The sequence below is a fragment of the Georhizobium sp. MAB10 genome, from assembly GCF_045012825.1.
Lineage (GTDB): Bacteria > Pseudomonadota > Alphaproteobacteria > Rhizobiales > Rhizobiaceae > Georhizobium > Georhizobium profundi.
This window is the reverse complement of record NZ_CP118314.1, coordinates 466,458-485,387: the sequence shown is the minus strand read 5'-3', so window position 1 is coordinate 485,387 and position 18,930 is coordinate 466,458. Positions and strand designations below refer to the sequence as shown.

At 62.3% G+C, this 18,930-nt stretch carries 15 protein-coding genes and 1 tRNA gene; 10 read left to right on the top strand and 6 right to left on the bottom strand.

Translation table 11 applies throughout. The annotated features are described in order from the left end of the window. Positions 1-216: 216 nt before the first annotated feature. Complete coding sequence (locus PU133_RS02185; protein WP_205665556.1) at positions 217-681, bottom strand: DUF2325 domain-containing protein; 465 nt, start codon at positions 679-681, stop codon at positions 217-219. A 904-nt stretch (positions 682-1,585) separates the two neighbouring features. Here PU133_RS02185 and PU133_RS02180 point away from each other — a divergent pair. Beyond that, positions 1,586-1,672: transfer RNA gene (locus PU133_RS02180), tRNA-Leu, on the top strand. Between the two features lie 199 nt (positions 1,673-1,871). Here the strand turns inward: PU133_RS02180 and PU133_RS02175 are convergent. Next, entirely contained in the window at positions 1,872-2,648 is a 777-nt protein-coding gene (locus PU133_RS02175; RefSeq protein ID WP_404863327.1) for an SDR family oxidoreductase, read from the bottom strand. A gap of 1 nt (position 2,649) precedes the next feature. On the opposite strand from PU133_RS02175, the gene PU133_RS02170 reads away from it, so the two are divergent. Beyond that, entirely contained in the window at positions 2,650-3,693 is a 1,044-nt protein-coding gene (locus PU133_RS02170) for a LysR substrate-binding domain-containing protein (protein ID WP_404863326.1), read from the top strand. 172 nt (positions 3,694-3,865) lie between these two features. Beyond that, a complete protein-coding gene (locus PU133_RS02165; protein WP_404863325.1) occupies positions 3,866-4,909 on the top strand; it encodes an ABC transporter ATP-binding protein in 1,044 nt (347 codons plus the stop codon). Between the two features lie 11 nt (positions 4,910-4,920). Here the strand turns inward: PU133_RS02165 and PU133_RS02160 are convergent, their stop codons facing one another. Then, positions 4,921-6,669 carry an ABC transporter permease gene (locus PU133_RS02160; RefSeq protein ID WP_404863324.1) on the bottom strand — a complete coding sequence of 583 codons (1,749 nt, stop codon included), beginning with the start codon at positions 6,667-6,669 and terminating at the stop codon, positions 4,921-4,923. 17 nt (positions 6,670-6,686) lie between these two features. After that, the gene (locus PU133_RS02155; protein ID WP_404863323.1) at positions 6,687-7,658 is read right to left on the bottom strand and encodes an ABC transporter substrate-binding protein; all 972 of its coding nucleotides are present in this window, start codon (positions 7,656-7,658) and stop codon (positions 6,687-6,689) included. Between the two features lie 298 nt (positions 7,659-7,956). On the opposite strand from PU133_RS02155, the gene ugpB reads away from it, so the two are divergent. The 4 genes from ugpB to ugpC all read left to right on the top strand — a co-directional run bounded on the left by ugpB (position 7,957) and on the right by ugpC (position 12,175). After that, positions 7,957-9,270 (top strand): sn-glycerol-3-phosphate ABC transporter substrate-binding protein UgpB, encoded by a 1,314-nt coding sequence (ugpB, locus tag PU133_RS02150; protein ID WP_404863322.1) that lies wholly within the window; start codon positions 7,957-7,959, stop codon positions 9,268-9,270. Positions 9,271-9,377: 107 nt separating this feature from the next. Then, on the top strand, positions 9,378-10,262 hold the full coding sequence (gene ugpA / locus PU133_RS02145; protein ID WP_404863321.1) for a sn-glycerol-3-phosphate ABC transporter permease UgpA: 885 nt from the start codon (positions 9,378-9,380) through the stop codon (positions 10,260-10,262). Between the two features lie 3 nt (positions 10,263-10,265). After that, positions 10,266-11,114: a sn-glycerol-3-phosphate ABC transporter permease UgpE gene (gene ugpE / locus PU133_RS02140; protein WP_404863320.1), complete on the top strand. Its 849-nt coding sequence runs from the start codon at positions 10,266-10,268 to the stop codon at positions 11,112-11,114. A gap of 2 nt (positions 11,115-11,116) precedes the next feature. Beyond that, complete coding sequence (gene ugpC, locus PU133_RS02135; RefSeq protein WP_404863319.1) at positions 11,117-12,175, top strand: sn-glycerol-3-phosphate ABC transporter ATP-binding protein UgpC; 1,059 nt, start codon at positions 11,117-11,119, stop codon at positions 12,173-12,175. Positions 12,176-12,238: 63 nt separating this feature from the next. Here the strand turns inward: ugpC and PU133_RS02130 are convergent, their stop codons facing one another. Next, on the bottom strand, positions 12,239-13,960 hold the full coding sequence (locus PU133_RS02130) for a pilus assembly protein TadG-related protein (RefSeq protein WP_404863318.1): 1,722 nt from the start codon (positions 13,958-13,960) through the stop codon (positions 12,239-12,241). Positions 13,961-14,339: 379 nt separating this feature from the next. Between PU133_RS02130 and PU133_RS02125 the strand changes: the two genes are divergently transcribed. Continuing rightward, positions 14,340-15,272, top strand: coding sequence for a pirin family protein (locus PU133_RS02125; protein ID WP_404863317.1), 933 nt, complete (start codon positions 14,340-14,342; stop codon positions 15,270-15,272). A gap of 59 nt (positions 15,273-15,331) precedes the next feature. Next, entirely contained in the window at positions 15,332-16,588 is a 1,257-nt protein-coding gene (locus tag PU133_RS02120; RefSeq protein WP_404863316.1) for a DUF5996 family protein, read from the top strand. Positions 16,589-16,645: 57 nt separating this feature from the next. Here the strand turns inward: PU133_RS02120 and PU133_RS02115 are convergent, their stop codons facing one another. After that, on the bottom strand, positions 16,646-17,956 hold the full coding sequence (locus tag PU133_RS02115) for an aspartate aminotransferase family protein (protein WP_404863315.1): 1,311 nt from the start codon (positions 17,954-17,956) through the stop codon (positions 16,646-16,648). A gap of 98 nt (positions 17,957-18,054) precedes the next feature. Here PU133_RS02115 and PU133_RS02110 point away from each other — a divergent pair, with 98 nt between their 5' ends. Then, positions 18,055-18,915, top strand: coding sequence for a LysR substrate-binding domain-containing protein (locus PU133_RS02110; RefSeq protein WP_404863314.1), 861 nt, complete (start codon positions 18,055-18,057; stop codon positions 18,913-18,915). Positions 18,916-18,930: the final 15 nt, after the last annotated feature.

Genomic DNA, 18,930 nt, shown 5'->3' with positions numbered 1-18,930 from the left:
CTTGTTGAGGACCCGGCCGCAGAGGTGTTTCAGGCTCTCGCTCGCTCGGCGGTTTCCCGCCGCCCGCTATTCCACCCAGCCCTTAAAAGGAAGCTTCGGCCTGAGCCTCCGCTCCAATGCACCGCTGATCCCGGTTCGTGAAAGTCTTTATGACAGCGATTGTGTAAAAAGAGGTTAGCACGCTTTTGCTGCTCTGCAACATTGTCGCACTGGACTTTAGGCGTAAACGCCGGGGTTCTGCGTAGGGTTCCGCCCGACTGTGGCAGATGGGTCGGCAGGATCATCGGAGCCGATCATCGAAACGAGTGCATGTCTTAGGCATGCGCGGCTCGCACTGCGCAACGGCACGAAGGACTTACCGAGCTTCTTGCAGCCCTGCTTGGCGCGCAGGCACGCATCATGGCTGACGCAGTCGATCGGGCAGAACACGCAGTCGATCGAAGGCAGGACGTCGTCGATCCGCGTCACCGCATCCTCCAGACCACCGTCATGGTGGTGGAAATGCGCGCCGAATGTCTCCGCAAGCGCCTTAAGATGGTGCGCCTGGCCGTTTCGCCCGCCGACATAGAGCACGTTCAGCCCTTGAAGACGCGCCATCGGACGCAGCGGGGTGTGTGCCGGCAATGGTTTTTGCGGCTCGGCCGCGGGCGTCGGTGCGCGACCGCGCGCTTCGGCAGCCATTCTCAAGCGCTTGACTTCCGCTTCGGCCGCCCGCGCGCGGCCCCGAGAGACTGAGAGTGCCCGCTCGAGCTTTTGGCGCCGGGCAGGTGATAAGGTGCCTGCGGCTTCTTTCGTCTCCGTCGGGTGATTCGTTGTTTTGGAGATAAGGGCGCGCTTGGCTTCTGCCAGCGCGTCTTCCAGCCGGGCGATCTGCGCATCACGCTCGAGCAAGGTCTGGCGCGCATGGGCTTCCTGCCGGTTCGCCCGCACGCGCACATCCTCGAGCTCCGCTTTCAGGCGTGCGCTTTCCTCGCTCTGGCGCCGGCTGGCGCTGCCCATCAGGTGCGAAAGCATATGCACTTCGCCGAAGATGTGGCCGCGCAATGCGGTGCCCACATTGGTCGAGGTCATGAAGGCCCAGAACCCTCCGGCGATCCGCCCGTCATCTTTCATCTCGTCCCAGAGCCGAAGCAGCGCTTCCTGGCAGTGTTCGCGCCGAACGCGCCGCAAAAGCCCCGCATGCCGCTCGTCGAGCAGCTTCGAAACGGCGCGTGCTTCTGCAGTGTCTGCCGTGGCCGCACGCACGAAATGGCCGTGAACGTCGTAGTCCTGAGCGTCTTTCGGGAAGACAAGCCGTAGCGATGCTGCGATGCGCGTGAGATCCGCGTGTGTCAGGCACGTTCCGATCACGGGGCAGTGCGCCGAGTCCTCGAACGCCCACAGCCGCAGCCGGGCTCCGACCCTGGGCGCACTGTCCCGCCCCGCTCCGCTGCAACCCGCACACATGCGTCATCTCCGACGACCAGGATAAAAACATGACTATAATAGTCATGTTATCCACGGATGATCAAGGCAGTCGGTTGTTGCGCACGACCGAGAAAAGCCGTTGACAGTGCAACCGACGCCGCTTACATCGGCGCCAGTTGCCCAGATGGCGGAATTGGTAGACGCGCCAGCTTCAGGTGCTGGTACTCGCAAGGGTGTGGAGGTTCGAGTCCTCTTCTGGGCACCAGCAAGATGTTAACATCTTGATTTCCCGAGATACCGAAGTCTGACGGTTCAAGCTGTAAGTACCTTTTACAGCCGCATCGATGCGACACTTTCACAAGTCCCTAATGCTCCGCTCCGGCACGTTGGATGCGCGGATCTCACTTCCAATCGACATCGAACCTCGTCCAGCGTGCCATTAATCGCAAATGTAGCCCTGCGATCTAGAGCGCTCCCAATCCGACCGCCGCACGCATCGTTTCGATGTAAGCGTCCTCGCCATTCCTGCGCCGGGCTTCGACCCAAGGTTTGATGCCGTCGGTCGCGACATAGCGCAATTGCGTGCTACCATCGGTAGCTGCAGCAACGATGACTTCAGCAACTTCGTCCGAGGTGCCATGGCTGCGGCTATCCGCTATCGCGGCGAACACCGCAGTTGCACGGTCCTGCAACGGCGCGTAGTCCGCAATGTCCAGGGCTCCTGACGCCTCGGCGCCGGCGCGCTGCCCGAAGCGGGTTTCCCGAACCCCACCGGGCTCGATGAGCTTTACGGCTATGCCGAATGGCGCGACCTCATGCATCAGGGCTTCCGAGAATCCCTCAACGGCCAATTTCGACGCGGCATAAAGCGAGATCATCGGCAGTCCGAACACACCAGCGCCCGAGGTCACGTTCAAGATCACGCCATGCCGCTGTGCACGCATCTGCGGGAGGATGGCACGCGTGACATCCATCAGTCCAAAGACATTGACCTCGAACTGTTGCAGCATCTTCTCGCGTCGTGTGGTCTCGAAGAAGCCGTGGAGGCCAAAGCCCGCATTGTTCACAAGAACATCGATACTGCCGAACTGCGCGGTACCCTCGGCAATAGCCATCTCGATGCTCGACCGATCCTGCACGTCCAATCGCTTCACGAGCACGTTCTGGGAGAAGTCAGGTGCAGCGGCCGGGTTGCGCAGAGTAGCGATGACGTTCCAACCCGCGGCTGCAAAGCGGCGCACGGTGGCTTCTCCGAAGCCGGAGGACGTGCCGGTAATCAGGACAGTTCGTGATGCAATGGTCATGGGCAATCCTTTTTCTCAGCCTGCCCTCTACCTACAACCGGGATTTCCGTCCGATAATCGATATAATTCGGCATCAAGTGGTGCATCGGACGGTACAATGACTGATATGACCCTGTCGCAGATCCGGCTCTTGGTTGAAATCGTGGAGCAAGGCAGCTTTCGCGCGGCAGCAATGCGGCTGGATCTGCCACCTTCGACGCTCAGCCGTCAGGTGGCCGGGCTAGAGACACGTCTGGGTGTGAGGCTATTCAACCGCACCACCCGCAGCGAAGCGCTAACGGAAGACGGGGCCGCCTTTCTCGCTCGTGCCACGCCCGCTCTTCGCGAGATCGAGAGCGCGATGACCGAAATGACGGCACGACGCGCCGAGCCGGGTGGATTGCTGCGCATCAACGGCTCTGGATCAGGACTTGCGCTGTTGCTGCCGGTCATCGCGCGTCTGCAGTGGCGGTATCCTGGTGTCGAAATCGATCTTGTGGAAGATGGCCAGCTCTCCGACATTGTGGCCCATGGTTTTGACGCGGGGCTCCGCCTGACCGAGGATGTGCCACGCGACATGGTTGCAGTGCCGATTGGGCCTGATCAGCGATTCATCGTCGTGGGCGCGCCCGATTATCTGAAGCGGGTCCCCGCACCGCAGCGCCCTGCGGATCTCCTGGATCACGCCTGCCTACGCGCCCGCAGGCCGTCTGGCCGGCTGATCCAATGGGAGTTCGCGAGCAAGGGTCACGAAATAACTGTTCCGGTCACCGGAAGGTTGATCCTGGGCAACAACACGCTGGCGCTGGAGGCTGCACGTCTCGGCTGCGGCCTTGCCTACGTTACCGAACAGGCGGCATCAGCTGATCTGATCGCCGGACGGCTGGTGGCGGTGCTCGACGACTGGTGCGCATCGTTCCCCGGCATTTGCCTTTACTATCCAAAACAGCGCGCAACTTCGGTTACGCTGCGCGCTCTGATCTTCGAAATCCGCCGCCAGTAGCCAGCCAATAAACCACCTGCGTTCGTTCCGGCGGCTTCTTGCTGTGTAAGATTTACTTCGCTTCTTTTCGGTCCAGATTGCGCTAGTCCCGGCCCTGTCATGGCGCTGACCATTTCAACGCCCAGGTGAACCCTGTCGCTCAACTGTCACAAAAGTCTGGCAAGCAGCGCTGATGGTCCACATCAGTCTTGCCAACATTACCCGCCGCTTCGGAACCGAGCGCGCGCTCGACACGGTTAGCCTCGATTTGCCTGCCGGATCCTTCACCTCGTTGCTGGGGCCGTCGGGCTGCGGGAAGACGACGATGTTGCGACTCATTGCGGGTTTCGACAAACCCGATGAGGGAACCATCAAATTCGACGGGCAGACGGTTGCCGATCGAGATCGTCATGTGCCGCCGGAACGGCGCGGCGTTGGCGTGGTGTTTCAGTCCTACGCGCTCTGGCCGCATATGGACGTGGGCTCAAACATTGCCTACCCGCTTGTGACCCGTGGCGTGTCGGGCGCCGAGAGCGCGCGCCGGGTTGCCGAAGTTCTGGAGACAGTGGGTCTTGCCGGCTTCGGGAAGAGGCGCGTGGACGAACTGTCCGGCGGCCAGCGGCAACGCGTGGCGCTGGCACGCTGCGTGGTGGCAGAGGCGCGGATCATTCTCTTCGACGAGCCGCTCGCCAATCTCGACATGCATCTGCGTGCCACCATGGTCGATGCCTTCCGCGACATTCACCGCCGCCTGGGCGCAACCATGGTTTATGTGACGCACGACCAGTCGGAGGCGCTCGCTCTGTCCGATCGCATTGCAGTCATGAAAGACGGGCGCATCCTGCAATGCGCGGCCCCGACCGCGATCTATCGCGCCCCGTTCGATGAAAGCGTGGCAGGCTTCGTCGGCCGCGGAGCCCGCCTCGATGCGACATGGCACTCGGGCAGTGAAGGCAGCGCGGACATCGAAATCGGCGGACATCGGATCTTTGCGCGCTGCTCTGCTTCCGTCAGCGGGCCGAAGGTGCGCGTTCTGCTGCGCCCCGAGGCCCTGTCGCTAGCCGAAACGGGCATACCGGCGCGCGTCCTGTCGACAATATATCGTGGGCCGGTTTTTGAAGTCTCTCTCGAGATCCCTGGTCAACGGGAGCTCGTCGTGGTCGATTGCGCCGAGCCGCCGGCGCCGGGTGCGAACGTTCAGATCGCGGTGTCGGATGCTTGGATCATCCCGCGCTGAGAGGCGAAGGCTCAACGCCAGGGCAGAACACCTTGCGGCAAACGGTTCGCCAGCCGGTCGAGCACGGCGAGCAAGGCCACGACGACGACGACCGTTGCGACGGCAATCGCGGCAGCCTGCGGTCCGAGCCCCGCTTCCTGAAGGCTGAAAAGAACGACACCGAGCGTCTCGTTGCGGCTCGACCACAGCAGCGCCGAGACGGTGAGCTCGTTGAAGGCACTCATGAACACCACGAGCGCGGCAGCCGCGGCGGCGGGGGCGGCGAGCGGTGCCGTGATGGTCACGACGCGGCGCAGCGGCGAGGCCCCGCAGGTCGCCGCCGCCTCGTCGAACTCCAGCGGAATGCGCGTCACGGCATTGGCCACTGGCTTCATGGCGAGCGTCAGGAACCGCATGAGATAGGCGATGAGAATGATCCAAGCCGTGGCGTAAAGACTGCCAATCAGTGGCAGCGGCCGCAGGAACAGCAGGATGCAGGCGATTGCAAGCACGATGCCCGGCAGCGCATAGGGCAGCTCGGCGATGCCTTGCAGGATCCGGCGCGACGGCGTGCTGAACCGCTCCAGCACGATGGCGATCGGAATGGCGACTGCGGCCAGGATCAACGCCGCGGCACCCGCCAGCATCGCCGAATTCTGGAACGCCCGGATCGTGGAAGCCTGCCGCAGGATCACTTCTTCGAAATTGGCAAAGGTCATGGTCTGCCAGGTCAGCGGAACGCCGAAGGCCGGCACGAGCGATGTCGTCAAAAGCGCGAGCGCCGGCATGAGAAGCACGACCGTCAAAAGCACCCATGCAAGACCGGCAGCGGGATAGCACCATTTCCCGAGACTGATGTTGGCGACTCGCCCTTGACCGTACCGGGGCGCGCGGCCGCGCATCGCCAAAGATTGCGCCAGGATACCGAAAAGAGCGAGCACGCCGATGAGAACCGACAGGCTTGCCATCTGCGGCAGGACGCCGGGGCCGAAGCTCGACATCTGGCGGTAGATGAGCGTCGGCAGGGTCAGGTAGTTGACCGGCAGCCCGAGGAGCGCGGGAATCCCGAAATTGCCGATGCCAGACACGAAGGCGAGCGCGCCGGCTCCAGCGATCCACGGCCGCATCAGGGGAAGAACGATCGTGTAGAACGCGCGCAACGGAGTTGCGCCAGAGGCGCGTGCGGCTTCGATCAGGTCGCCCGGCAGCCCGATCAGGCCGGCGCGAAGCGTGATGAAGACGATCGGCGCGTGCTGGACGCCGAAGAGCAGGATGATGCCTTGTCGACCGAGGATGGGGTTCGGCGTTCCGGGTGCTGGCGCGATCCCCAGCATGTTGAGAAGCGTGCTGGACGGGCCGGTCATGTGCAGCCAGGAGAGCGCTGTCACCTGCGGCGCGATGATCAGCGGCAGAAGCAGTAGGAAGCCGAGTGAGCGCCGCGTCGGCATATTGGTCATCGCCACCGCAAAGGCGAAAGGCCCGCCGATCAGAAGCGCGATCACGGCGCCGAAGAAGGCCGTGTCGAGCGTGTTCCACATGGCGCGCAACGTGGAGGCGCGTGTCCACTGCTCGCCGATGATCGAGAGATCGAAGACCAGCCCAGGCGCAATCGCGGCAAGGATGATCCGCGCGATCGGCAGGAGGCCGAGAACGAGGATGACGCTGATGACGAAAAGGGCCGCGATTCGCGGCCCAATCCGGTCGGCGATTGCCGCCCCCCGCAGGCGATGTGCGAGCGGGGCGGCGGCTGGGCCGGACAGGCGGTTCGAAAGTTCAGACATTTGCCCTCGGCAAAGTCCTACTGGCCCATCAGTTCGGAAAAGCGTTCTTTGTTCGCAGCGTCGTCGGCAAGGGCGGCAGCGGCGTCATAGGGAAGCACGTTGATGGTCGACCGATCCGGGTACCCTTCGGGCAGGCCTGCATCGGCGCGGGCAGGAATATAGCCCTGCTGAACCGCGAGCGACTGACCTTCTTCGGACAGCACGAAGTTCACGAACGCCTTGGCCGCCTCAGGGTTTTGTGTGGTCGACAGGATGGCGACCGGCTCAGTGACGGCTGAGACGCCTTCGGTCGGGAACACGAAATCCACCGGCGCGCCTTTGGCTTTTTCGCGGATGGGCATGAAATCGACGATCATGCCGTAAAGCTTGTCGCCGCCCGAAACCGCCTGCAGAACGTCGCCATTGCCGCCCGATGCCTGTGCACCGTTCTCAGCCAGTGCACTGTAGAAATCCCAGCCATTGTCCAGGTTTCCGGTAAGCGTCACCGTGTGGATCATGGCTGCACCCGATGTCAGCGGGCTCGGCATCGCGATCATGTTCGCCGCCTCCGGCTTGGTCAGATCGAGCCAGCTCGTCGGAACCATCGGTGCGTTGGTGTTGTAGACGATGCCGGTCGTGATCAGCTTCGTCGGGAAATAGGCGCGGTCGGCGTCGACAAGCTCTTCGTCGATCCCTTCGATCTCGGCTTCGGGGAAGGCGAGAAGCCGGCCATCAGCCTTGAGGCCTTCCATCGTGACGATGTCGGCGATCAAGAGCACGTCTGCCTGCGGCTGGCCAGCCTCGATCTCGGCCGACAGCTTCGCCATGATCCTCGGCGTACCGTCGCGCACCCACTCGACGGTCACGTCCGGATATTTTGCCATGAAGGCATCGGCGGTCTGCTGTGCATCCGTGTTCGGCTGGCTCGTATAGAGAACGAGCGTGCCCTCAGCAGCGAGAGCGGACGATGATGCGGCGGCAAGCACCAGGGCGGCGAGAAGTGTGCGCATGTTCAAAGCTCCGTTGTGCAAGGGGCACAGCCGGCAGCCCCGCCCCGTTCGACTGCGGCTCTTCTAGTAGCGCTCTATAACGGTTGCGTGACGCTGCGGCGCATGTCGCCCTGAAGAGCATGCGGGCAGCGGCGTGGGTGACGAACACGGCGTTTGCAGACGAGGACGAATAGCGTCTCGGCTTGCGGCTGCACTGTCACCCAAGCGTCATTTCAGGTTCAACTCACTGTCATGCTTCGGCTCTATCGCTGCCCCAGCGTCGCCGGCTGTCTCGGCGCGCAGGGTCCAGGAGAGAACCATGAAGAAAGCACTTCTGGCAGCACTGCTGCTGTCGACCAGCATGACGCAAGCCAATTCCGCGGAAATCCAGTGGTGGCATGCCATGGGTGGCGAATTGGGCGCGAAGCTCGAAGCCATTGTCGTTGATTACAATGAGAGCCAGGACGAGCACACGGTCGTGCCGACCTACAAGGGCACCTATCCCGAGACGATGACGGCAGCCATCGCCGCGTTCCGCGCCAACGAGCAGCCGCATATCGTCCAAGTCTTCGAAGTCGGCACCGGCACCATGATGGCTGCCGAAGGCGCGGTCTATCCAGTTTACGAAGTGATGGCGGACGCCGGCGAGGACTTCGATCCCGCCAACTTCCTGCCTTCGGTTGTCGGCTACTACACCGACACGGACGGCAACATGCTGTCGATGCCGTTCAACTCGTCGACGCCGATCGTCTACTACAACAAGGACGTTTTCGCAGAAGCCGGTCTCGACCCCGAGCAGCCGCCGCGCACCTGGGAAGAGCTGGAGCAGTTTTCCCAGCAGATCATCGAATCGGGTGCAGCCACCTGCGGCTTCACCTCCGGCTGGATCTCCTGGATTCACCTCGAAAACCTGTCGGCCTGGCACAATCAGCCGATCGGCACGATGGAGAACGGCTTCGGCGGCCTCGGCACCGAACTGACCGTCAATGGCGACGTCCAGACCCGACACTGGGAAAACCTGGCCCGCTGGCAGCAGGAAGGCATCTTCCAGTATGGTGGACCGGTCGGTGGTGACGATGCCCCGCCGAAGTTCTACGCCCAGGAATGCGCGATCTACATGAATTCGTCCGCCTCGCGCGCCGGTGTCGTCGAAAATGCGACCGACTTCGAAGTCGGCTACGGCATGCTGCCCTACTACGAGGATGTCGAAGGCGCTCCGCAGAACTCGATCATCGGCGGTGCGACGCTGTGGGTTCTCCAGGGCAAGGCAGAAGAAGACTATGCCGGCGTTGCCGACTTCTTCTCCTATCTGTCGTCGCAGGAAGTTCAGGCCAAGTGGCACCAGGAAACCGGTTACCTGCCGATCACGCAGGCTGCTTATGACCTCGGCCAGGAGCAGGGCTTCTACGCTGAAAACCCAGGTTCCGACGTCTCGATCGAGCAGATCACGCTCAACGAGCCGACCGAAAACTCCAAGGGCCTGCGCTTCGGCAACTACGTCCAGATCCGCACGGTCATCGACGAGGAATTCCAGGCACTCCTGGCCGGCAGCAAGACCGCTGAAGAAGCGCTCGACGCTGTCGTGGAGCGGGGCAACGAGCTGATCCGCGAATTCGAAGAGATCAACGGCTGAACTCTTTGAAGCAAACAGCTTCAACCTGTCACCTGCAGGCGGGCCGATCCCATCGGTCCGCCTGCACCGTTCCGAATGGGTTCCTGCCCGTCAATCCCGGTTGATCGATGCAAAGCAAGCGGACAGTCTTTTCCAATCGGGCGCTGCCCTACATGCTGCTGGCGCCGCAGCTTGCCGTGACGGCTATCTTCTTTCTCTGGCCGGCAGCACAGGCGTTTCGCCAGTCGTTCCTGCGCGAAGATGCGTTCGGCTTCTCAACGCAGTTTGTCTGGTTCGACAATTACACGCGGCTCTTCCAGAGCGCGAGTTACCTCAACTCCATGGCCGTCACGGCTGTCTTCGCAACGAGCGTTGCCGTCCTTTCCATCGTCATTGCCCTTGCGTTGGCTGTCGCCGCGAATGGCATGATCCGCAGCCAGCAGACCTACAGCACCCTCATCATCTGGCCCTATGCAGTCGCGCCGGCGGTTGCAGGCGTCATGTGGTGGTTCATGTTCAATCCCACGATCGGCATCCTGTCCTATCTGATGCGCCAGACGGGCTATAACTGGAACCATGGCCTGGATGGTACCGACGCGATGATCCTCGTCGTGATCGCATCGAGCTGGAAGCAGATCTCCTACAACTTCCTGTTCTTCCTCGCCGGGCTGCATGCCATCCCGCGCTCGCTGACAGAGGCTGCGGCGATCGACGGCGCGGGGCCGATCAAGCGCTTCTTCACCATCACGCTGCCGCTCTTGTCGCCGACGACGTTCTTCCTCGTCGTGGTCAACGTCGTCTACGCGATGTTCGATACGTTCGCGGTGATCCACGCGACCACAGAAGGCGGTCCCAACCAGGCGACGAACATCCTCGTCTACAAGGTCTTCGACGATGGCTTCATCGGCCTGAACCTCGGCTCGTCTGCGGCGCAGTCGGTCATCCTTATGGCGATCGTGACGGTCTTCACCTTCATCCAGTTCCGCTACATCGAACGGCGCGTGGAGTACTGACCGATGATCGAGAACCGGCCGCTCCTGAAGCTTACCGCGCACCTCGTCCTGATTGCTGGCGTCGCGCTCGTCGCGTTTCCCGTCTACCTCGCAATCATCGCCTCCACCCATGGGCCGACCGATTTCATGTCTGGCGTCATCCCGTTGCTGCCGGGACCCCATGCCGTGGAGAACTACCGGCAGGTGCTCGCATCGGGCGTCTCGACCTCCGGGATCCCGCCGATCAGCCTGATGATGACGAACTCGCTGATCATGGCGTTGACGATCGCCATCGGAAAGATCGTCATCTCGCTGCTTTCCGCCTTTGCGATCGTCTATTTCCGCTTCCCGTTTCGCGCACTCGCATTCTGGGCAATCTTCGTCACGCTGATGCTGCCGGTCGAAGTGCGGATCGTGCCGACATTCCAGGTGGTCGCCGATCTCGGAATGCTCAATTCCTATGCGGGCCTGTCGATCCCGCTGATCGCGTCCGCGACGGCGACGTTCCTGTTCCGGCAATTCTTCCTGACGGTGCCGGACGAATTGATGGAAGCCGCACGGGTCGATGGAGCAGGTCCCATGAAGTTCTTCTTCGACATCCTGCTTCCGCTGTCGCGCACCAACATCGCCGCGCTTTTCGTGATCCTCTTCATCTATGGCTGGAACCAGTATCTCTGGCCGCTGCTGATCACGACGAGCTCGGACTATTACACGGTCGTCATGGGCATCAAGCGCATGGCCGACGTGGCCGACAGCTACCCGCAATGGAACACGGTGATGGCCACCGTCGTGCTCGCCATGCTGCCGCCGGTGCTGGTCGTCATCTGCATGCAGAGGCTCTTCGTGAAGGGCCTCGTCGAGACGGAGAAATAGCCATGTCTGCGATTGAACTGAAAAACCTGCGCAAGGTATATCCCGGTGGCGCGGAAGCGGTATCCGGCATCGACCTCGCGATCGAAACCGGCGAGATGGTCGTTCTGGTTGGTCCGTCGGGATGCGGAAAATCGACCCTGCTGCGCATGATCGCGGGTCTCGAGACAATCACGGACGGCACCGTCTCCATCGCCGGCCGCGTGGTCAACGCAAAGGAACCCGCAGAGCGCGACATCGCCATGGTGTTCCAGAACTATGCGCTTTACCCGCACATGACGGTGCGTGCGAACATGGCCTACGGGTTGAAGAATCGCGGCACGCCCAAGGCGGAGATCGAGCGGCGCGTCGCCGAGGCTTCCCGCATCCTGCAGATTGGCGATTATCTCGATCGCAAGCCCCGTCAGCTCTCCGGCGGTCAGCGCCAGCGCGTGGCCATGGGACGGGCGATCGTGCGCGAACCTGCCGCGTTCCTCTTCGACGAGCCGCTGTCGAACCTCGATGCCAAGCTGCGCGTGGAGATGCGTGGCGAGATCAAGCTGCTGCAGAGACGTCTTGCGACGACCTCGGTCTACGTTACCCACGACCAGCTCGAGGCGATGACGCTCGCGGATCGTCTCGTCGTGCTCAACAAAGGACGCATCGAGCAGATCGGGACCCCGCTCGAAATCTACCGCCATCCGCAATCCACCTTCGTCGCAAGCTTCATCGGCTCGCCGGCGATGAACCTTATCTCCGCCACCCGCGACGGCAACGGCCTTCGCCTGTCCGACGCGACGATTCCGCTGGCCGGGCGTTCGCTGCCACAGGGTCCGTTGACCATCGGAATGAGAGCGGAAGACCTGACCCTCGCGCGCCGCACGGGCGAGCCGCAGGGGCTTCCGGTCCGGATCGCCTATGTCGAGGAACTGGGCCCAAGCCGCCTGGTGCACGGACATCTCGGCAGCGACCGCATCGTGGTCTCGGCGCCGATCGATGGCGAACTGGACGACACGATGGAAGCGCGCATCGATCCGGCTTTGCTGCATGTTTTTGCGGCAGACACCGGCAAACGACTTCCCTGAGGTCACGAGAGCCGTCTTGCCGATGGACCGGTTCCTCCATCGGCAAGGTTTGCCATGCCGCCGTTACCGGATCAGGCGGAGCGGCGACATCTGCCGGGCGATGTCACCAAAAGCGCTGATGAGCCCTGCCGTCTTGGTGGCCATGTAGAAATTGCCGGGCTTGGTCGCGCACTGCTTCAGCATCTTCTGAACGTTGGTGTCCGTTTCCTTGTAGAGCACGGTGAAGATCTCGATCTGCTGCGTCTTGATGTCTTCGCAGATTTTCAGCGTCCAATTGTTCAGCGTCTTTTCGGCACTCGATGAGGTGCTGGCACCGGCAATTCGCCCGTCTGCCAGGAAGCCGTAGGATCCGTAATCCGACTTGTTCATCGTGTTGCTGGAGCCGAAGGACACGTTGCGTCCGTCTGTCATGAGCACGATGAATTTGGAGGTGCTCGCCGGGTCGATCGCAGCAGCCTGTGTGTAGGGCGCGCCCGGGGTCATCACCCGCCACCCCCAGGCCAGTCCTTCCGCGATGTTCGTACCGGAGCCGTTCCAGAATTGCATGGCGTTGATCCCGGCGCGCACCTTGGCCATATCCCGCGAAAGGGGAACGATGGGCGTCGGGCAAGCGCGGTTCGGCCCGCGGGTGAGAGACTTGGCCTCTTCGACCCGCCGCACCTCCGGATCGATGTATTTGAGCGCCGAACGCTGAACCTCGGCCGTGCTGCCGTCCACGACATCGTTCAGCCAGGAATTGTTGAACTTGGTGGAATCGTTCCCCCCGTCCAGGGTTGCGGTTCCCGGTTCGTCGGGTGCGAAATAGGGAACGAAAAGCGTATCGGGATCCCGGGAGCGTGGTGGCTCGAGCCCGAGATTGAGCGGATAGGGACGCGCTTCGACGCATCCTTTCCACTGCGTGCCGGACACGCTGAAAAGAGCCGTCTGGTGCGGGTACTCCAGCGCGGCAAGCCGCTGCTGACGACAGGCATCTCTCAATGCCTTGGCTTGATCGCCCTGCCCCTGGCTGTTGCAGGCTTTACCCGCGCTGTCGTCGTCATCATCATCATCGTCGTCGTCGTCGTCGTCATCATCCCCCGACCGCGCCGCGCCGTCCTCCCAATCGGTCGGAAGGCCTTCGCCACGACGCTCACGCTCGTCTTCGTCGAGAAAGGTCCAGCCATTGTAGAGGGACTTGCCATCGCTATCGATCCAGGTCGGATCGAAGCCTTCGCCCTTGATGTTGACTGCAGTGACGAAGGGAACGACCGCGACACGGATGTCCTTGCCGGCGGAAGCGCCATCTTGCACGACGCCCAGCAGACCGAGCGCAGCACTCTTGAGAGTGTCGATGCCCTCCTGTCCCATCGAACCGGTGTTGTCGAGCACGAGCCCGATTTCGACAGCCTTGGTGGATTGGTAGGCGGCCGCGATTACCCGCGCCGGTTCCTTCCGGGCGTTGTGAAGGAAGAACGTGTCGACAGCGAGCGTGACGTCTCCCGTGACCTCGATGTGGTTGGTGCCTTCGACACTGCGCAATTCCGCGTTCAGCACCTTGTACGAAGCGTTAGGTCCCACATGCGACCGCAGGTGATCTTCGAACACTTGTTTGCGCTCGGTGTCTGTCATCGCTCGGCGTGTCGCGGCGAGAACGGCGCCATCGGTGATCTGTTGCACTTCTGAAACCACGGACCGCATGTGAACGACGTCGACGCCTAGACCGGCTGCGCCGAGAGTAACGGGCAGTGCGAATGCAGCAAATATTGCAAAGTTGCCGCTTCGATCGTTCAGGAAGGTTTTGGTCATTGCTGTTCTCACAAAATGAAGAACGGCCACCCTCCGCTTAAATCTTATGAGTCTGCTTAATTCGAAGGCACGAAAATAAAGTCACGTTGCATGTGGTAAAATTTTCGTGAGCGCATTAGGCGTTCTTATATTAGAGAAACATGCTTGAATTTCGATGGATTTTGTTGTGAGCGGAAAACGGGAGCCGCCGAAAAATGGAAATCGCGTTCCACTTTCTGCAACACAGCTGACGGCAATCCGGACCTAGTGGCGGGACGCATCCACCGGTAGTGCAAGGCAGGGCGGCAGGCTATCTTGAGCGCCGCTTCCGGTGCGGGCCGATATGATCCGCCCGTCATGGCAACGAGGGCCAGAGCCCTGCACGAAGAGGATGGCGCCTATGAGCTGGAATCCCGCACTTGAACCGGGTTGCCCCGACGAGGTGGGGCTCGATGCAATCGAGACCCTGATCATTCCGCGCTCGCGCGATCTCGGCGGTTTCGAAGTGCGCCGTGCGCTTCCCGCGCCTAAACGGCAGATGGTCGGCCCCTTCATCTTCTTCGATCAGGCGGGCCCGGCGGAACTGCTGACCGGGCAGGGGATCGACGTGCGGCCGCATCCGCATATCGGTCTTGGTACCGTAACGTATCTCTTCAAAGGCGATTTTCATCACAGGGACAGCACCGGCGCCGACCAGATCATCCAGCCGGGCGCACTCAACTGGATGGTCGCCGGGCGCGGTGTGACCCATTCGGAGCGCACGTCGGAGGCAGCCCGCAAAGGGCCTAACGGGCTGTTCGGTATTCAGACCTGGCTGGCACTTCCCGAAGACGTCGAAGACGTGGCGCCGACATTCGAGCATCACGCCAAGGAAAGCCTTCCCATGATCGAGGACACGGGTGTCTCCGTCCGCCTCATTCTCGGCGATGCCTATGGTGCGTCTGCTCCCGCGAAGATGTTTTCCGAGACCTTCTATGCGGATGTGAAGCTCGATCCGGGGAGCCGGCTGCCGCTGCCGGACGAGCACGAGGATCGCGGCATCTACATCGTCGAGGGGTCGATCCTCATTGCCGGCCAGCACTACGAGGCGTCGCAGATGATGGTCTTCAGGCCGGATGACGCGATCACGGTCGCTGCGGGACCGCAAGGTGCGCGGCTGATGATACTCGGCGGCGCGACGTTCAACGGGCCGCGTTACATCTGGTGGAATTTCGTGGCCTCGTCCAGGGAGCGCATCGAGGAGGCAAAGGCGGATTGGCGGGCCGGAAACTGGGGCAGCGGCCGCTTCGACCTGCCTGCCGATGATCGCGACGAATACATCCCGCTGCCGTAAAAGCCGCCTTGCGCGCCGGACTGGCATCGAAGCTGCACGACTGTAATGAAAGAGATCCAATGAACGATAGATGGCCGGAACTCGATTATCTCAGCTGGCGCGACACCTGCTCCGCCCTGCATCTCTATCTTCAGATCGTGGGGAAGTACCGGCTGGCGCACACGCCCTGGATCAACCACTCCTGGAACGCAACCTCTTATGTGACGCCAACCGGCCTGACGACGGGCATGATCCCGGATGGTCCCGGCATCGAGATCCGGTTCGATTTCCGCGAGCATAGGATCATCGGCACTTGCGGCGAAGGCCGCCGGTCATCGTTCGAGCTCGGCCCGATGACCGTTGCGGCATTTCACGCGAAATTCGTCGCTCTGGTATCCGAACTGGGCGGCACGCCGACTTTTAACGGCCAGCCGAACGAAGTGCCCTACCCGGTGCCGTTTCGGGAAGACGACCGCGACCGTCCTTATGACAGCGAGGCGGTCGAGCGGTTTCACCGGGCGCTCATGGCCGTCGATAGTGACTTCAATCGGTTCCGCACATCCTTCCTGGGAAAATCGAGCCCAGTTCATCTCTTCTGGGGCAGTTTCGATCTCGCCGTCACCCGCTTTTCAGGCCGCCGCGCGCCCCTCCATCCCGGTGGCGTGCCGGCGCTTCCGAACGACGTGGCGCAGGAAGCCTATGATCGGGAAGTTTCTTCGGCAGGATTCTGGCCGGGCGGCGGCGGCATCGACTATCCCGCCTTCTACGCCTATGCGTATCCCGCGCCGGGCGGTTTCCGCAGCGCTGCGGTAAAGCCTGACTCTGCGTTCTGGCATGAAGGCCTGTCAGAGTTCATCCTGCCTTACGATGCCGTGCGTTCGGCCGACGATCCCGACGAAGCGCTGCTCGCCTTTCTCACCTCGACCTATGAAGCCGCCGCCGATCTCGGCGGCTGGGACCGTGATCTGCTCGAATGCGCGCCGGGCAAGCCGCGCAAGGTACGCCCGCATGACGCCGAGCGCTCGGAGGCGAAATCACCTTCTCTCGACGAAGGCGAGGTCGAGCGCGAGGATGGTGGATCGAAGGGCCGATATCTGTTGGTGATCGGCGGCACCGAGGCCGAGATGACCTACAGCCGCGCCGGTGAACGCCTCATCATCATTGACCATACCGAAGTCCCCTCTGCATTGCGGGGACGCAAGGTCGGCGAGCGTCTGGTGCGCCAGGCAGTCGAGGATGCGCGGCGGGACAACATCAAGATCATCCCGCTTTGCCCTTTCGCAAAAGCACAGTTCGAGCGCCATACGGAGTGGCACGACGTGCTGAAAACCTCCTAGCGCGACGATACGACTGCAGCCCGCAGCGCGTGCAGCCCGACCGGACAGGGGGTAGCTTCAGCGCGTCGTGGAGGCCGCTTCGATCGCGTCCGACATGATGGCCAGCCCGCGATCGATCTCATCATCCGACACTGTCAGCGGTGGAGCGATGCGGAAGACCCCGCCCATGCCGGGCAGCTTGACGATGTTCATGCTGAGCCCCCGGTTCATGGCCTCCTCCATCACCCGGGCACCGAGTTCGAAACCGGGCGATTTCGTCTGCCGGTCGGCAACCACTTCGAGCCCGAGCAGCAGACCGCGTCCGCGCACGTCGCCGACACATTCGAAACGTTGCTGCAGGGAGAGCAGCCCATCCTTCAGTCGCCGACCCTGCTTCACGGCCTGCTCCACCAGCCCGTCGCGCTCCACCACATCGAGAACCGTTACGCCGACTGCCGCGGGCAGCGGGTCTGAAACGTGGGTGGTGTAGAAGAGAAAGCCTTTCTCGAAGGCCTTCTGCTCGATCTCCTCGGTCGTCATGACGGCGGCGAGCGGCAGGCCGGCGCCGAGCGTTTTCGACAGCGTCAGGATATCCGGCGTCACGCCGTCGCGCTGGAAGGCGAACATGTGGCCGGTACGCCCGACGCCGGTTTGTGCCTCGTCGAGGATCAGCAGCATGCCGCGCTCTTCGCATTTGTGCTTCAGAGCCGCTAGATAGCCGAGCGGAAGCTCGAGAATGCCGCCGCTCGACAGGATCGGTTCGGCGATGAACGCCGCGAGGCCCCCCGTCGACTGCCTGTCGATCAGATCGAACGCATCGTCGAGCTCTGCCTGCCAGTCGTTCGATCCATCCGCATGGGTGAAGCGCGGGCGATAGGAATTGGGGGCAGGGATGACGAACGAGCCCGCCGTCGCCGGCCCGTAACCGCGACGGCCGGCACTGTAGGTCGCCGACGCCGCAGCGCCCGTCATGCCATGCCAGCTCTGAGCAAAGGCGACGACCTCATGTCCGCCGGTGACCAGCTTGGCCATGCGAATGGCCGCTTCGTTCGATTCCGCCCCGGTCGTCAGCAGCTGCACGCGCTCGAGACCGGGCGCGAGTGCGGCCAGGCGGGTGGCCAGATCGACCACCGGGCGCGACAGCATCCCGCTGAAGAGGTGGGCGACCGATTTCATCTGCCGGTCGACGGTCGCCACTATGTCGGGATGCGTATGGCCGAGAACGGCGCTCATCTGGCCGGAGGTAAAATCGAGGATTGCCCGACCGTCCGCATCATAGACATGGCTGCCTTCGGCCCGTTCGATGATCACCGTCTCGAAACTCGGCCCGTAGCGCGTCACATGCTTTTTCGCGGCACTCCAGAAGGCGGGATCATTGTTGAGAGACATGGCAGCATCCTCGGCAAGAGAAGCGTCCAGAGCTAGATTTGCTTGCGGCTTGAGGCAAATTGATATTGCTTCAACCCGGTATCAACCGGATTGATGGCATGCGGCTTCTCGACCTTGCCTTGCTTCGCAGCTTCAGCATCGTTGCGCGCACTGGTTCGATCAGCCTCGCAGCGCTTGAAGTGGGACGCACCCAGTCGGCGCTCAGTATGCAGATGCACCGGCTTGAGGATCAGGTCGGCCACACGCTTTTCCATCGCAGCGGATCGGGTGTCAGGCTCACGGCATCGGGCGAAAAGTTCTTGGTCCATGCCGAGGCGCTGCTCGCAAGGCAGGATGAGGTCTGGGCCGACATGGGCGGAACGACGATCCGGGGCTCGGTCAGCCTTGGATGCCCGGAGGATTATTCCATCGCCTTTCTGCCAGAGCTTCTCAGGGATTTCTGCGCGCTGCACCCTGACATCGAACTGCGCATGGTCTGTGCGCCGACGTCCGATCTGCGGCCGCTGCTGCATCGCCGCCAGCTCGACGTCGCGCTGGTCTCGGTGGCGGACCCCGAAAGCAGCGAGGTGATCCGCAAGGAGAGCTTCGTCTGGGTGGCGAGTGAGGCAGCTCCAGCGATCGTCGACCATGCGGTCATACCGCTGGCGCTATCCGCTCCGGTCAGCCTCGACTACCGCGCGGCCTGTGACGCGATGGGCGCGGCCAATCGGCGATACAGAATTGCCTTTGCCAGCAACAGCCTGGCGGGCCTGATCGCGATCGCCCGTTCAGGTCACGCCATCAGCGTGCTGACGCGATCCGCCGTCCCGCCCGACCTTCATGTCGTATCGAGAGGCCTGCCACCACTTCCCACGATCGGCGTCGCGCTCGAATTCTCCGAACAGCGCCCATCTTCGGCGGCACGGGCGCTGGGCGCCCATATCGGGGCCGCTCTGCCGGGACTGCACAAGACAGCGTAGGCTCGGCGAGGAGAA

Bases quoted from the DNA above. Each gene is read 5' to 3' on its own strand.
- PU133_RS02130 (WP_404863318.1), bottom strand. From the start codon at position 13,960: ATGACCAAAACCTTCCTGAACGATCGAAGCGGCAACTTTGCAATATTT.
- ugpB (WP_404863322.1), top strand. From the start codon at position 7,957: ATGAAGAAAGCACTTCTGGCAGCACTGCTGCTGTCGACCAGCATGACG.
- ugpE (WP_404863320.1), top strand. From the start codon at position 10,266: ATGATCGAGAACCGGCCGCTCCTGAAGCTTACCGCGCACCTCGTCCTG.
- PU133_RS02185 (WP_205665556.1), bottom strand. From the start codon at position 681: ATGGCTGCCGAAGCGCGCGGTCGCGCACCGACGCCCGCGGCCGAGCCG.
- PU133_RS02120 (WP_404863316.1), top strand. From the start codon at position 15,332: ATGAACGATAGATGGCCGGAACTCGATTATCTCAGCTGGCGCGACACC.
- PU133_RS02110 (WP_404863314.1), top strand. From the start codon at position 18,055: ATGCGGCTTCTCGACCTTGCCTTGCTTCGCAGCTTCAGCATCGTTGCG.
- PU133_RS02125 (WP_404863317.1), top strand. From the start codon at position 14,340: ATGAGCTGGAATCCCGCACTTGAACCGGGTTGCCCCGACGAGGTGGGG.
- PU133_RS02155 (WP_404863323.1), bottom strand. From the start codon at position 7,658: ATGCGCACACTTCTCGCCGCCCTGGTGCTTGCCGCCGCATCATCGTCC.
- ugpC (WP_404863319.1), top strand. From the start codon at position 11,117: ATGTCTGCGATTGAACTGAAAAACCTGCGCAAGGTATATCCCGGTGGC.
- PU133_RS02115 (WP_404863315.1), bottom strand. From the start codon at position 17,956: ATGTCTCTCAACAATGATCCCGCCTTCTGGAGTGCCGCGAAAAAGCAT.
- PU133_RS02160 (WP_404863324.1), bottom strand. From the start codon at position 6,669: ATGTCTGAACTTTCGAACCGCCTGTCCGGCCCAGCCGCCGCCCCGCTC.
- ugpA (WP_404863321.1), top strand. From the start codon at position 9,378: ATGCAAAGCAAGCGGACAGTCTTTTCCAATCGGGCGCTGCCCTACATG.
- PU133_RS02165 (WP_404863325.1), top strand. From the start codon at position 3,866: ATGGTCCACATCAGTCTTGCCAACATTACCCGCCGCTTCGGAACCGAG.